The following is a 12,959-nucleotide window of genomic DNA, read 5'->3' on the forward strand; positions in this document are numbered from 1 at the left end:
AGGGTTTCAGTGACGCCGTCACCGAGTAATCCCGATACCACCGCGGATCCGCGCCCGGCCGCCGATTCGAGCGCCGCCGTGTGCGGGGCTCCGTGCTGGGTGAGCCTGATGGCCCGCGACCTGGATGCCGCGCTCGACTTCTACGGCGCGACCATGGGCTGGACGTTCCGGACCGGGTCGCTCGGTGAGGAGTTCCGGGTCGCCCTGGCGGACGGGGTTCCGGTCGCCGGGATCGGAGCGCTGGCGCCGTCCCTGCAGGTGGCGGTCGCGTGGACGCCGTATTTCGCGGTCGGGGACGCCGATGTCACCGCGGCGCGCATCCGCGAGCGGGGCGCCACGGTCGCAGTCGGCCCGGTCGCCCTGCACACCGGGCGCGGCGCGCTGGCCGCCGACCGGGACGGCGCCGTCTTCGGGATCTGGCAGGGCCCGCTCCTCTCGAACTGGGAATCCTGGCGCGACACCGCCCCCACCTGGACCCGGCTGCACACCCGCAACGCCTTCGACGCGGCGATCTTCTACGGCGAGGTCCTCGACTGGGCCTGCGACCGGCCCGGCTGCTGCGACGTCCAGTACGAGCACGAGGAAGTCGTCCTGCGCCACGCCGGGCACATCGTCGCGCGCCTGACGTCCGGAGCGGTCGAGGCCGCTCCGGACCCGAGCCTGCGCCCCCACTGGCACACCCACTTCTCCGTCGAGGACCCCCAAGGCCACGCGGAGAAGGCCCTGGCCCACGGCGCCACCGCCCTCGCCGACGGCATCTCCGCCACCGGCACCTGGGTCCGCCTCAAGGACCCGGACGGCGCCACCTTCACCCTCAGCGACACGGCGCGCTGACTCCTGCGCGCCGAAGGCGATGGCGCGGGACGAGTGCGAGGATCCCGGTCGGCGCCGGAGCGACGGCCTGGGCGATCGGCCAACTGCCGTGCTGTGCAAGGACTTTGCTGCGTACGGTGGCATGTCCCCGGTGAATTCCCTTGAGATCAGGGCCCCTTCGAGCCCTCGCTGCCTGCCGGGCTGACCACCAGCCATCTGGACGGCAGCTCGATGCGCCGGCCGTCGGCGGTGTACTCCGTGGTGGTGAGCGGGAGTTCGCCCTCGGCGAGCACCGTCAGGCCCGCGGTGGTGAGCAGCTCCACCAGAGCGGCGTCGGAGAGCTCGCCCGGCGCGATGCCGTGGGCGAAGACCGGGCGGAGCTTGGGCGGCGGTCCCGCCGGGCTCTGGGCCAGACCCATCAGGACCGGCTTCGCGGCCTCGGCGAGCTCCACCACGAAGGCCCGGCCGTCCGTGCCGACCAGCGTGGCGATGGCGTCGGCGACGGGCTGGCGGTCGGCCGCCTCGCACTGGTGCAGGACGCCGCGTACGTACACGTTGGCGTCGCCGATGCGGGTGTGCAGCTCGTCGACGGCCTTGGTGTCGGCGGCGTCGAGCTGCTCGAACTCGGCCTCGCCGTCCGGGTCCTGACTCCGGGCGTGCTCGACGGCGGCGAGCGAGAGGTCGACGCCGGTCACCTTCGGGTAGCGGGCCGCGAGATAGCGGGTCTGGGTGCCGTTGCCGCAGCCGAGGTCCACCAGGGGCAGGCCGGGGCGGTCGATGCGGGCGGCGAAGTGGGCCAGGTGACGGGCGGCGGTGAGGGCCGGTTCCGCATCCCAGAAGACCGCGCCCTGCTCGTCCGGCGCCTCGCGCCAGAACCCCTCCCAGGCGTCCTTGTACCGACTCGTCACGCTCATGACCGACTCCCCAGGCTGCACACACAGTGTCAAGATCGGTCTACCGCGCCGGGCGCACCCGGACAAGCACCGGCGCATACCTTCATCTGCCGTTCGGCTGCGGGGAGTTCGGGCGCCCCCCAGGATGCGGACGATGTCAGCGCGCCCGGCGCCCCGTGTGCGGCAGTGCCACGTCGAACCAGACGGTCTTGCCGTTGCCGGTGCGGCTGGTGCCCCACTCCCGGGCGAGCGCGCTGACCACGCGCAGGCCCCGGCCCGCCTCGTCGCGCGAGCCCGCGCTGAGCAGCGTCGGCAGGGTGTGGTCGTCGTCGACCACCTCGCACAGGAGCGCCTCGGCGCGCACCAGGCGCAGCTCGACCTGGTGGCCGTGCGTGTGCCGGATGCCGTTGGTGACGACCTCGCTGACCAGGAGCTCAACCGTTTCCGCGACGTCCGACAGGCCCCAGTGCGCGAGCTGTTCGCGGACCAGGCGGCGGGCCCGGCCGACCTCGCGCGGGTCGGCGTCGAGCCGCCACTCGGCGACGTCCTCGCGGGTGATGCCGTTGAGCCGCGCCATGAGCAGGGCCACGTCGTCCTTGCGGCCGCCGCGGGTGTTGAGGGCGCGGATGATCGTGTCGCAGGCGTCGTCCATGGAGGCCGCCGGGTGCGCCGCGAACTCGCAGAGCGTGGCGAGGCCGACGCCTATGTCCTCGCCGCGCACCTCGACGAGCCCGTCGGTGCACATGACGAGCCGGTCGCCGGGCTCGACCCGGATGCGGGCCGTCTCGAAGGGCACCCCGCCGACGCCGATCGGGGCTCCGGTGGGCAGTTCGAGGAGCTCGCTGCGGCCGTCCGTCGACCGCACGATCACCGGCGGCACATGGCCCGCGTTGGCCATGAGCAGCTCGCCCCTGATCGGGTCGTACACGGCGTACAGGCAGGTGGCGAGGTAGTGCTCGCCCAGGCGCTGTGCCAGGTCGTCGAGGTTGCGCAGGAGCTGGTCGGGCGGCAGGTCGAGCGCGGCCATGGTCTGCACGGCGGTACGCAACTGGCCCATCATCGCCGCCGAGTTGAGGCCGTGGCCCATGACGTCGCCGACCACCAGGGCGGTCCGTGAGCCGGGCAGTTTGATCGAGTCGAACCAGTCGCCGCCGACGCGGCCGAGCAGCATGCCGGGCAGATAGCGGGTGGCCGTGTCGCAGCCCGCCATGCGCGGGGTGACCTGCGGCAGCATCGAGTCCTGGAGGGTGTCGGCGACGTTCTCCTGATAGGTGTACATGCGGGCGTTGTCGAGCACGAGCCCGGCCCGCGCCGCCAGTTCGGCCCCGGTGACGCGGTCCATGTCGTTGAACTCGGCCCGCTCGGCATGCCGCAGCAGGATCATGAAGCCGAGCACCACGTTGCGCGCCTTGAGCGGGACGACCAGCATCGAGCGGCCGTTGATGAGCGGCCGGATGTCGCGCTTCTCGAACTGCGAGGCGATGGCGGTGCCCATCTGCTCGCTGATCCTCGGCACCAGGACGGGCTCGCCGGACGTCATGCACTGGAAGAACGGGGTGTGCGCGGGGAACGGCATGGACTCGCCGACCGGCACCACGTCGTCCCAGCGGCCCGGCTCGTCGACGTGCTCGACGGCGACCCGGTGCCACAGCGTCCGCTCGTCGGGCGGCCCGTCGGGGAAGCCCTCGCCCGCGATGACCTGCTCGCGCAGATAGGTGCCCGCAACATCGGTGAAGCGCGGCACGACGGCGGCGCTGACTTCCTGGATGGTGCGGGACAGGTCGAGCGAGGAGCCGATACGGCCGCTGACCTCGTTGAGGAATTCGAGCCGCTCGCGCACCGCCGCGTATTCGAGGTCGGCGGCGAACTCGGGCGAGGGCGGCTGGCTCCGCGACACCGGCTCCATGGGGTGGCGGCGCCGGGCGGGCCGGTGTTCGGCGCGCCGCGGCACGCCCCAGTCGGGCGTTACGGGCACTCGGTCGTGCTGGCTGAACTCCAGGACGGGATAGCCGAGTTCGAGGACCTGCGAGACGATGCGGGAGCTCTCGCCGACGCTCATGCTGGGCAGGATCTCGGGCAGCCGGCGGGCCAGTTCGTCGGAGCCGGGGAAGTCGGTGTGCAGGGCGAAGCCGGGCGCTATCCGCTCGACGGAGCCGCCGTCGTCATCGTCCTCCCGGTGCAGCTGGGCCGCGTCCGCTGCGAGCACCAGGAGCCGCTCGGGCCCGGGTCCGACCAGGGGGTAGGCCCACCACAGCACGTCGGTACGGTCCCGGCCGGGCTCGGTGAGCGCGGCCCGGCCCGCGGTGGGGTAGGAGGTGCGTCCGGTCAGCGGGCCGTCGAGGCCGGGGCCGAACTCGTCGAACACGTCGTAGTCGTCGAAGCGCTGCTCCAGCGCGCCGGAGACCGGGAGCAGATCGGCGGCGGGCCTGCCGACCGCGTCCTCCTTGCCGGGACCGAACAGCCTGCGCGCACCGGAGGACCAGTGCGACACGAGGCCGTCGCCGTCCACGACGATCACGGCAAGCGGGATCCGGCCGGCCACGGCGAACTGCTGCGGCAGCTTCGGCGGAGTACCACTGTCCATGGGTGGGAGGCTCCTTCCCCGCCGCGAGAATCGGCGGCTGCAGCACCACCGTACGGCCATCGCGGGGCCGCGCGGGAGGCAACCCGTGAATAGGCGCACGCCCGCGCGAAACCGGCCCCTTCGTTGAAGAAAGGTCAGTCCTCGTGGCCGAGTTGGAGGTCCCGCTCGGTCCGTCCGCCGCCCGCGACCTGGAGGACCGTGGCCACCGGCGGATAGCCCGCCGCGATGACCGTGTATTCGCCGGATGACAGGTCGACGAACCGGAAGGTGCCGTCGGGGCCCGTGGTGAGGGTGTCCACGACGTTGCCCGCGGCATCGAGGAGCGTCACCCGCGCGTCCTCCACGGGCCGCCCGCCGCCGGCCCGCACGGTGCCGCGAAGGACGGCCCCGCCGGCCAGCTCGATGTCCTGCCGGGTCTCGCGGGAGGCCTGCACACTGACCGGCAGGGCGGCGGGCCGGAAGGCGGGTGCGCTGGCGGCCAGGGTGTACTCCCCCGCCACCAACTCCGTGATCACATAGCCGCCTTCGCGCCCGCTGCGGGTGGCGGCCACGACCTCGCCGCGTACGTCGGTGAGGGTGACGGCGGCGTCCCGCACGGGGCTGCCGTCGGCGGTGACGACGGCGCCCGCGAGGCGTCCGGCGCCGCCGAGCACCACGTCGAGGTCGACGGGTCGTTCGCCGACGGTCACGGCGACGGCCTGCGGCTGATGCCCGCCGGCCGCCGCGATCAGGACGTACGATCCGGCGCCGGGCACGCTCAGCGCGTACCGGCCGTCGGCGCCGCTGGCCCCGCGCCCGACCTGCCGGCCCCGTACGTCGACGAGGGTCAGGGCGGCGCGCGGCACGGTGGATCCGTCGTGGTGCTGGACCGTTCCGCAGACCGGAACGCCGCTGGGGAAGCCGGAGTTGCCGGTGCGGGCGTGGGGCAGGGGCGCGGTCTCGGCGGCGGGGGCGTTCTGGGACACCAGCGGTTTCTCCTTGAGGAAGAAGGCGAGGACGAAGCCGAGCACGAGCACCGGCACGAGGTACAGGAAGATCCGCGGCATGGCGTCGGCGTACGCCCGGATGTATCCGTCGCGCAGCGCGGGCGGCATGGCGCGCACCAGTTGCGGGGTGATCGACTCGGGGTCGGGCCGACGGGCTCCGGCCGGGAGCCGCTCGGTGAGCGCGTGGGCGAGGCGGTTGGTGAACAGGGTGCCGAAGACGGCGGCGCCCACGCTGCCGCCGATCTGCCGGAAGTAGTTGTTGGCACTGGTGGCGGTGCCGAGGTCGGCGGGGTCGACGGCGTTCTGCACGGCCAGGACGAGGACCGGCATGACCAGGCCGATGCCGGCGCCGAGCACGGCCATCCAGATGCTGTAGTCGAGCCGCGGGGTGTCGGTGCCGAGCTTGGACAGCAGCCACATGCCGACGGCGGAGACCGCGCCGCCGAGGATCGGGTAGATCTTGTAATGCCCGGTGCGGCTGATGAGCTGGCCCGAGACGATCGAGGCGCCGACAATGCCGCCCATCATGGGCAGGACGAGCAGCCCGGACTCGGTGGCGCTGGCCCCGTCGACCATCTGCAGGAAGGTCGGCAGATAGCTGGCGGCGCCGAAGAGGGCGACGCCGATGACCGCGCCGACGAGCCCGGAGACGTTGAAGATCGAGTCGCGGAACAGCCGGAGGGGGATGACGGGTTCGGCCGCGAAGTTCTCGACGACGAGGAACAGCAGAGTCGTTCCGGCCGCGCCGGCGGCGAGCCCGAGGATCTGCCGCGAATCCCAGGCGTACTCCGTGCCGCCCCAACTGGTCAGCAGCACCACGCAGGTTGAGGCGGCAGCGAGCAGCAGCATGCCGAGCACGTCGAGGCGGGGCCGGACGCGGGGCCGGGGCAGTTTCAGTACGACGGTGATGACGGCCAGGGTGACCAGGCCGAACGGCACGTTGATGTAGAAGCACCAGCGCCAGGAGGCGTGGTCGGTGAAGAAGCCGCCGAGCAGGGGCCCGGCCACCGAGGCGAGTCCGAAGACGGCGCCGATGAGGCCCATGAAACGGCCGCGCTGCCGGGGCGGCACGATGTCCGCGATGATCGCCTGCACGCCGATCATGAGCCCGCCGCCGCCGATGCCCTGGACGGCGCGGAAGGCGATGAGCTCGTCCATCGTGCGCGACCAGCCGGCCAGGGCCGAGCCGACGACGAACACGACGATCGCGAACTGGAAGACGGGTTTGCGGCCGAACTGGTCGCCGAGCTTGCCGTAGATAGGCAGCCCGATGGTGGAGGCGAGGAGGTAGGCGGTGACGGCCCAGGAGACCTTGTCGAGACCGTGCAGATCGCCGACGATCTTCGGCAGCGCGGTCGCGACGATCATCTGGTCGAGGGCCGCGAGCAGCAGGGTGAGCATCAGCCCGAGGAAGACCATGCGCACCCGGCGGGGCGTCAACGGCGCCTGCCGCACCGGGAGTTGGTCCGTCGGCGGATCCGCCGGGACCGGAGCGGGCTCGGCGGCCCGCTCGTCCTTCACCAGAGTGATCCCGCCCACGAAACTGCTCCCCTCGTCGCGCTTGCGCCGACCATTTCTCGCATTACGCGACAACCGGGGCAACCGAGACGAGCGGAGCGGGAGGCGCACGCCGGGGGCTTAAGCGCTGGCGGGAGCCCCTACGGCGCACTACGGGCCGGAACGGAAATCCACCCGAACCGGTGACCGCAGGGGAGGGTTGCGCGGGCTACTTCTCCACTTCTTCGGCCAGCTTGGCGAGCATGGCGTCGTAGATGCGGCCAAGTCCCTTGGGCGCAAAGGTCCTTTCGAAGAATCCGCCGATGCCTCCGGCGCCGTTCCACACGGTGCTGACGACGACCTTGGAGCGGCCCTCGCCCGCGGGCGTGACCGTCCAGGTGGTGACCATGGAGGAGTTGCGGTCCTTCTCGACCAGCTGCCCGTCGGTCGGCTCGGTGACCTCCAGGAGGCAGTCGCGTACGCGCTTGCTGGTGGCCTGGAGCTTCCAGTGGACGAGAGTGCCCTCGCCGTCGCCACCCTCACGGACCTGGTACTCGCTGAAGTGCTCCGGCAGCAGCTTGGGGCGGCCGTCCTTGTAGTCGGCCAGCGTGTCGAACACGGTCTCCGCATCCGCTGCGACGATCCGCTCCGTCGTGGCCTCGACCTGCGCCATGGCACTTCCTCCAGCACTTGTGTTTCCGGGGTTTCGGGGGTGGGCCAAGCCAACCACCTCGGGGTCCGACGTCACAATCCGGGTTGCGATCAAGAAGGGAACATGTGTTCTATTCAAGGGTGGGGGTGACCGAACAAGGCCCACGGGAACAAAGGAGGCGTTCATGCGCTGGGAGAATCTCGCCGATGACGACGCCCCGTCCGGCCCGGCCCGCACGGCCGCGCTCTTCGCCGCGGACGCGGTGACGACCCGGACGTTCGACACCCCCGAGTTCCGCGGGATCACCTTCCACGAGATCCGGGCCCGCTCGATCGTCAACCGGGTGCCGGGCGCCTCGCGGATGCCGTTCGAGTGGACCGTCAACCCTTATCGCGGCTGCTCGCACGCATGCGTGTACTGCTTTGCACGCAAGACGCACAGCTATCTGGATCTGGACACCGGACTGGGTTTCGACTCGCAGATCGTGGTGAAGGTCAACGCGCCGGAGCTGCTCCGGGTCCACCTCGCCTCGCGCCGCTGGCAGGGCGCGCACATCGCGATGGGCACGAACGTCGACTGCTACCAGCGGGCCGAAGGCCGCTACCGCCTGATGCCGGGCATCATCGCGGCCCTGCGCGACCACGCGAACCCGTTCTCCATCCTCACCAAGGGCACGCTCATCCTGCGTGATCTGGAGCTGCTCAAGGAGGCGGCCGCGGTGACCGAGGTGGGCATCTCCGTCTCGGTCGGCTTCCTCGACCAGGAGCTGTGGCGCACGGTCGAGCCGGGCACGCCCGCGCCGGACCGCCGCCTCGACGCCGTGCGCGCGCTCACCGAGCACGGCATCGGCTGCGGAGTCCTGATGGCCCCCGTGATCCCCTTCCTCGGCGACCACCCCGACCAGCTGCGTGCCACCGTCCGCGCGATCGCCGCCGCGGGCGCCACCTCGGTGACCCCGCTGGTGCTCCACCTGCGGCCGGGCGCGCGCGAGTGGTTCATGGCGTGGCTGGGGCAGCACCACCCCCATCTGGTGCGGCGGTACGAGCGGCTGTACGCGGAGGGCGCGTACGCCCCGAAGTGGTACCAGCGCCGCATCACCGGCCAGGTCCACGAACTGGCCACGGAATTCGGCATAGGCCCGGCCCACCGCGGCGAGGCCCGCCGCATCCCGGCCGCGCCTGAGCCCACCCGGCCGGAGCCGACCCAGCTGTCCTTGCTCTGAAACGGCTCCGGCCTGCGCCGCAGCCTTCAACTGCCCCGCCCCTCGGGCCGATTGTCAGTGCCGTGCGCGAGAATGATCCGCATGACTTCACCGACTCGCATCTCCGCACCCGAAGGCGTCGCTCCCGGCACCGGCTACAGCCATGTGGTCTGGGGGACCGGCCGGTTCGTCGCGATATCGGGGCAGTGCGCCCTCGACGAGAAGGGGAACGTCGTCGGCGAGGGCGACGCGCGGGCCCAGGCGGACCAGGTCTTCGAGAACCTGCGCCGCTGCCTGGCCGCGGCGGGGGCCACGTTCGAGGACGTGGTGAAGCTGACCTACTTCGTCACCGACGTGTCCCACCTGCCCGCGATCCGCGCGGCACGCGACGCCGTCATCGGCCCCGACCAGCTGCCGGCGAGCTCGGCGGTGCAGGTGAGCGCCCTGTTCCGCCCCGAGCTCCTCGTGGAGATCGAGGCGTTCGCGGTGACCGGGGAGACGGCCTGACCCTCAGCGTCGCCCCGCCCCGATGCGGCGCAGGGCCCAGGCCGCCGAGCGGGCGAGGCGCGGGTGGGCCAGCGCCTCGTTCAGGACGTCGACGGCCTGCTTGTCGCCGAGCTCGCCCAGGCCCTCGATGCAGGCCTGGGCCACGCGCCAGTACGGGCTGTGCGGGGAGAGCAGCGGGCGCAGGGTCTTGATCAGGGCCGGTACGGATTCCGGGGCCCGCAGCGCGGTGAGCAGGCGGACCGGGTGCAGGGCGTAGGCAGTACGCAGTTCGTTGGTGGCGAGGGCCGCCGCGGCGCGCGCGGTGCGCGGGTCGCCGAGCCTGGCGAGCGCGTACGCGGCGCTCACACAGCGCTCCGGGTCGCGGTGGTTGAGCAGCAGGATCAGCGCTTCGAAGGCCCGGCGATCCCCCGCGACGCCGAGCCGGAACGCCGCGATCTCCCGCGCCCAGAGCGGGCGTTCGGGCTCGGTGAGGACCACCGCGAGCTCATCGCGGTCGACGCAGGCGATCAGCCGCTCGTACGCCGCCGACCCCCCGGTCTCGGCGCGCACCCGGTCCGCGAGCGACCTGAACTCCTCATCCATGCCCAAAAGGGTAGTGGCGCAGGGGCGTTGGCACCCCAAGGATGATCGGATGCGGGTCTCCAGAAAGCAGGAGAAGTGTCCAGAAAACGCACTTCCCTGCCCAGAACGGGCGCGAGCCAGATCACACCGGTTCGACGCGACGGAGGTCTGGCGCGCTCGTTACTCGCCGGTTAACCTCAAGTGAGCGGGTAACCCCCGCCGACTCCGGTGGCCTGGTGACGCAGCCGCCGCGAGTGCTTGTCGGTTCGGCAGTTCTGTACGACGCGCCCCGGGACAGGGCCGTCGGCCCTTGGCACCACGACACAACTCCCGCACGCCGTGCGCCCGTTGGCGTATCCGAGCGCCCTTCGATGCCGGTCGCGTGCGCCCTCTCTCAGTCGTCACTCATCCCTGGAGTCCCGTGATGGACATCCCCCTGAACACTGTCGCCGTGGTCGGTCTCGGCACGATGGGCACCGGCATCGCCGAGGTCCTGGCCCGCGCCGGCCGCGAGGTCATCGGCATCGACATCAGCGAGCGCGCCGCCCGCCAGGCCGTGGCCTCGCTCGAAGCGTCCACGGCCCGCGCGGTGTCCCGCGAGCGGATCACCCCGCAGGAGCGGAGCGACATCCTCGCCCGGTTCCGTACCTTCACCGACCTCCAGGCCGCGGCCGAGGCCGAGCTCGTGATCGAGGTCGTGCCCGAGTCGTACGAGCTCAAGAGCCAGGTCTTCCACGCGCTCGACGCCATCGTCGCGCCCACCGCGATCCTGGCGACCGGCACCAACGCGCTCTCGGTGACCCGGCTCGCCGCCGACTCCGCGCACCCCGAGCGCGCCCTCGGCCTGCACTTCTTCAACCCGGCGCCCGCGATGAAGCTCGTCGAGATCGTCTCGTCCGTGCTCACCGCTCCCTGGGCCGTCGACGCGGTCACCGCGCTCGCCCTCGACCTCGGCAAGGAGCCCGTCGCGGTCGGCGACCGCCCCGGCTTCGTCGCCGACGGGCTGCTCTTCGGCTACCTGAACCAGGCGGCCGCGATGTACGAGTCGAAGTACGCCTCGCGCGAGGACATCGACGCCGCGATGAAGCTCGGCTGCGGCCTGCCGATGGGCCCGCTCGAACTGCTCGACCTGATCGGCATCGACACCGCCCGCACCGTCCTGGAGGCGATGTACGCCGCCTCGCACGACCGCCTCCACGCACCCGCCCCCATCCTCGGCCAGCTCGCCGAGGCCGGTCTCACCGGCCGCAAGAAGGGCCGCGGCTTCTACACGTACGAGGGCGAGGGCAGCTCGGTCGTGGTGGCCGACGCGCAGACGCCGAGCGCCATCGCGGGCGCGGGCGGCGGCCGTGAGATCCGCTCGGTCGGCGTGGCCGGCTCGGGCACCATGGCGTCCGGCATCGCGGAGGTCTTCGCCAAGGCCGGGTACCACGTGGTGCTCGCGGCCCGCAGCCTGGAGAAGGCGGAGACCGCCAAGTCCCGTATCGGCAAGTCGCTTTCGCGCTCCGTCGACAAGGGCCGGCTCACCGCCGAAGCCCGCGAGGAGACCCTGAACCGGATCACGGCGGCGGGCGCCCTGGAGGCCTTCGCCGAGGTCGACCTCGCGGTCGAGGCCGTCGCCGAGGACCTGGAGATCAAGCAGCAGCTCTTCGCGGCCCTGGACAAGATCTGCAAGCCCGGCGCGGTGCTCGCCACCACCACGTCCTCGCTGCCCGTCGTCGCCTGCGCCCGCGCCACCTCGCGCCCCGAGGACGTCATCGGCATGCACTTCTTCAACCCGGCCCCGGCGATGAAGCTGGTCGAGGTGGTCCGCACCGTGCTCACCTCCGACGAGGTGCACGCCACCGTCCGCGAGGTCACCGCGAAGATCCGCAAGCACCCGGTGGACTGCGGCGACCGCGCCGGGTTCATCGTCAACGCACTGCTCTTCCCGTACCTCAACAACGCGATCAAGATGGTCCAGGAGCACTACGCGTCCCTCGACGACATCGACGCCGCGATGAAGCTCGGCGGCGGCTACCCGATGGGCCCGTTCGAACTGCTCGACGTGGTGGGCCTGGACGTCTCGCTCGCCATCGAGAAAGTGCTGCACGCCGAGTTCCGCGACCCGGGCCTGGCCCCGGCGCCGCTGCTCGAACACCTCGTCGCGGCCGGCTGCCTGGGCCGCAAGACGGGCCGCGGATTCCGCGAGTATGCCCGGCGCTGATCCGGAAGCAGGGTGGGGCGGGCTGCTGCAACCTCCGGGCAGCTCGCCCCTGTGGGCGCGACTTCCTGCAAATATGCAGTACGTTCGGTCCATGCCCCAGCCAGCCAGGTCCTCCCGTACGAACGCTGTGCCCGACGCCCCGGAAAGTGCCGCGGGCAGCCGGGCGGCCGCCCAGCGGCTCAAGATGCGCCGGGAGCTGGCGGCCGCGGCGATGGACCTGTTCTCCGCGAAGGGGTACGAGGCCACCACCGTCGACGAGATCGCGGCCCGGGCCGGGGTGGCCCGGCGCACCTTCTTCCGCCACTTCCGCTCCAAGGAAGAGGCGATCTTCCCCGACCACGACGACACCCTGGTGCGCGCCGAGGCGGTGCTCAACGCCGCGCCCCCGCACGAGCACCCGCTCGACACGGTGTGCCGGGGCATCAAAGAGGTCATGAAGATGTACGCGGGCTCCCCCACGGTGTCCGTGGCCCGCTACAAGCTGACCCGGGAGGTGCCGACGCTACGCGAGGCCGAGATCGCCTCGGTCGCCCGCTACGAGCGCCTCTTCACCCGCTATCTGCTCGGCCACTTCGACGAGCACGACCACCAGCCGGGGAACGACGACCCGCTGCTCGCCGAGGTTGCGGCGTCCGCGGTCGTCACCGCGCACAACCACGTGCTGCGCCGCTGGCTGCGGGCCGGCGGCCAGGGCGATGTGGAGACCCAGCTCGACCACGCCTTCTCGATCGTGCGGGAGACCTTCGGCTCCGGCATAGGAGCGGGCCGCACGGCCAAGCCGAAGCCGGCCGCCGCCTCCGTCTCGACCAGCGACGAGGTCCTGGTCGCGGTGGCCCGCACGGACGCGCCGCTCGACGAGATCATGCAGACCATCAAGCAGGCCCTCAAGACCAAGTAGCTCTCACACGCCCCGGTGGCCGCATCCCTCACTCAGGGATGCGGCCATCGGCGTATGCGCTGACCTGCAACGATCGATCATCGCTCATCTGCGCAGGTCAATCCGCAATTGAGAGAAACTCTTGGCACGCAGTGTCTTGTCACTTGGCACCGGGTGCCATA

At 71.7% G+C, this 12,959-nt stretch carries 10 protein-coding genes; 5 read left to right on the forward strand and 5 right to left on the reverse strand.

The genetic code is table 11. The features are described 5' to 3' along the window. Positions 1-108 precede the first annotated feature (108 nt). On the forward strand, positions 109-834 hold the full coding sequence (locus ACSHXC_RS07220; RefSeq protein WP_438290772.1) for a VOC family protein: 726 nt from the start codon (positions 109-111) through the stop codon (positions 832-834). Positions 835-980: 146 nt separating this feature from the next. Here the strand turns inward: ACSHXC_RS07220 and ACSHXC_RS07225 are convergent, their stop codons facing one another. The 4 genes from ACSHXC_RS07225 to ACSHXC_RS07240 form a co-directional block, all read right to left on the reverse strand. Then, on the reverse strand, positions 981-1,727 hold the full coding sequence (locus ACSHXC_RS07225) for a class I SAM-dependent methyltransferase (protein WP_438290773.1): 747 nt from the start codon (positions 1,725-1,727) through the stop codon (positions 981-983). A 136-nt stretch (positions 1,728-1,863) separates the two neighbouring features. After that, positions 1,864-4,290 carry a SpoIIE family protein phosphatase gene (locus ACSHXC_RS07230; RefSeq protein ID WP_438290774.1) on the reverse strand — a complete coding sequence of 809 codons (2,427 nt, stop codon included), beginning with the start codon at positions 4,288-4,290 and terminating at the stop codon, positions 1,864-1,866. A 134-nt stretch (positions 4,291-4,424) separates the two neighbouring features. Further along, complete coding sequence (locus ACSHXC_RS07235; protein ID WP_438290775.1) at positions 4,425-6,815, reverse strand: MFS transporter; 2,391 nt, start codon at positions 6,813-6,815, stop codon at positions 4,425-4,427. Positions 6,816-7,002: 187 nt separating this feature from the next. Further along, positions 7,003-7,446, reverse strand: coding sequence for an SRPBCC family protein (locus ACSHXC_RS07240; RefSeq protein ID WP_438290776.1), 444 nt, complete (start codon positions 7,444-7,446; stop codon positions 7,003-7,005). A gap of 163 nt (positions 7,447-7,609) precedes the next feature. Here ACSHXC_RS07240 and ACSHXC_RS07245 point away from each other — a divergent pair, with 163 nt between their 5' ends. Both ACSHXC_RS07245 and ACSHXC_RS07250 read left to right on the forward strand, forming a co-directional pair. Then, positions 7,610-8,647, forward strand: a complete 1,038-nt coding sequence (locus ACSHXC_RS07245; RefSeq protein ID WP_438290777.1) for an Rv2578c family radical SAM protein — start codon at positions 7,610-7,612, stop codon at positions 8,645-8,647. Between the two features lie 81 nt (positions 8,648-8,728). Continuing rightward, positions 8,729-9,133, forward strand: coding sequence for a RidA family protein (locus ACSHXC_RS07250; protein ID WP_438290778.1), 405 nt, complete (start codon positions 8,729-8,731; stop codon positions 9,131-9,133). Between the two features lie 3 nt (positions 9,134-9,136). On the opposite strand, the gene ACSHXC_RS07255 is transcribed toward ACSHXC_RS07250, so the two are convergent. Beyond that, entirely contained in the window at positions 9,137-9,715 is a 579-nt protein-coding gene (locus tag ACSHXC_RS07255; protein WP_438290779.1) for an adenylosuccinate lyase, read from the reverse strand. Positions 9,716-10,118: 403 nt separating this feature from the next. On the opposite strand from ACSHXC_RS07255, the gene ACSHXC_RS07260 reads away from it, so the two are divergent. Further along, positions 10,119-11,900 (forward strand): 3-hydroxyacyl-CoA dehydrogenase family protein, encoded by a 1,782-nt coding sequence (locus ACSHXC_RS07260; RefSeq protein WP_438290780.1) that lies wholly within the window; start codon positions 10,119-10,121, stop codon positions 11,898-11,900. A gap of 91 nt (positions 11,901-11,991) precedes the next feature. Continuing rightward, entirely contained in the window at positions 11,992-12,798 is an 807-nt protein-coding gene (locus ACSHXC_RS07265) for a TetR family transcriptional regulator (protein ID WP_399487554.1), read from the forward strand. Positions 12,799-12,959: the final 161 nt, after the last annotated feature.

The sequence above is a fragment of the Streptomyces sp. HUAS TT7 genome (genome assembly GCF_051550175.1).
Lineage (GTDB): Bacteria > Actinomycetota > Actinomycetes > Streptomycetales > Streptomycetaceae > Streptomyces.

Bases quoted from the DNA above. Each gene is read 5' to 3' on its own strand.
- ACSHXC_RS07220 (WP_438290772.1), top strand. From the start codon at position 109: ATGGCCCGCGACCTGGATGCCGCGCTCGACTTCTACGGCGCGACCATG.
- ACSHXC_RS07225 (WP_438290773.1), bottom strand. From the start codon at position 1,727: ATGAGCGTGACGAGTCGGTACAAGGACGCCTGGGAGGGGTTCTGGCGC.
- ACSHXC_RS07230 (WP_438290774.1), bottom strand. From the start codon at position 4,290: ATGGACAGTGGTACTCCGCCGAAGCTGCCGCAGCAGTTCGCCGTGGCC.
- ACSHXC_RS07240 (WP_438290776.1), bottom strand. From the start codon at position 7,446: ATGGCGCAGGTCGAGGCCACGACGGAGCGGATCGTCGCAGCGGATGCG.
- ACSHXC_RS07245 (WP_438290777.1), top strand. From the start codon at position 7,610: ATGCGCTGGGAGAATCTCGCCGATGACGACGCCCCGTCCGGCCCGGCC.
- ACSHXC_RS07250 (WP_438290778.1), top strand. From the start codon at position 8,729: ATGACTTCACCGACTCGCATCTCCGCACCCGAAGGCGTCGCTCCCGGC.
- ACSHXC_RS07255 (WP_438290779.1), bottom strand. From the start codon at position 9,715: ATGGATGAGGAGTTCAGGTCGCTCGCGGACCGGGTGCGCGCCGAGACC.
- ACSHXC_RS07260 (WP_438290780.1), top strand. From the start codon at position 10,119: ATGGACATCCCCCTGAACACTGTCGCCGTGGTCGGTCTCGGCACGATG.
- ACSHXC_RS07265 (WP_399487554.1), top strand. From the start codon at position 11,992: ATGCCCCAGCCAGCCAGGTCCTCCCGTACGAACGCTGTGCCCGACGCC.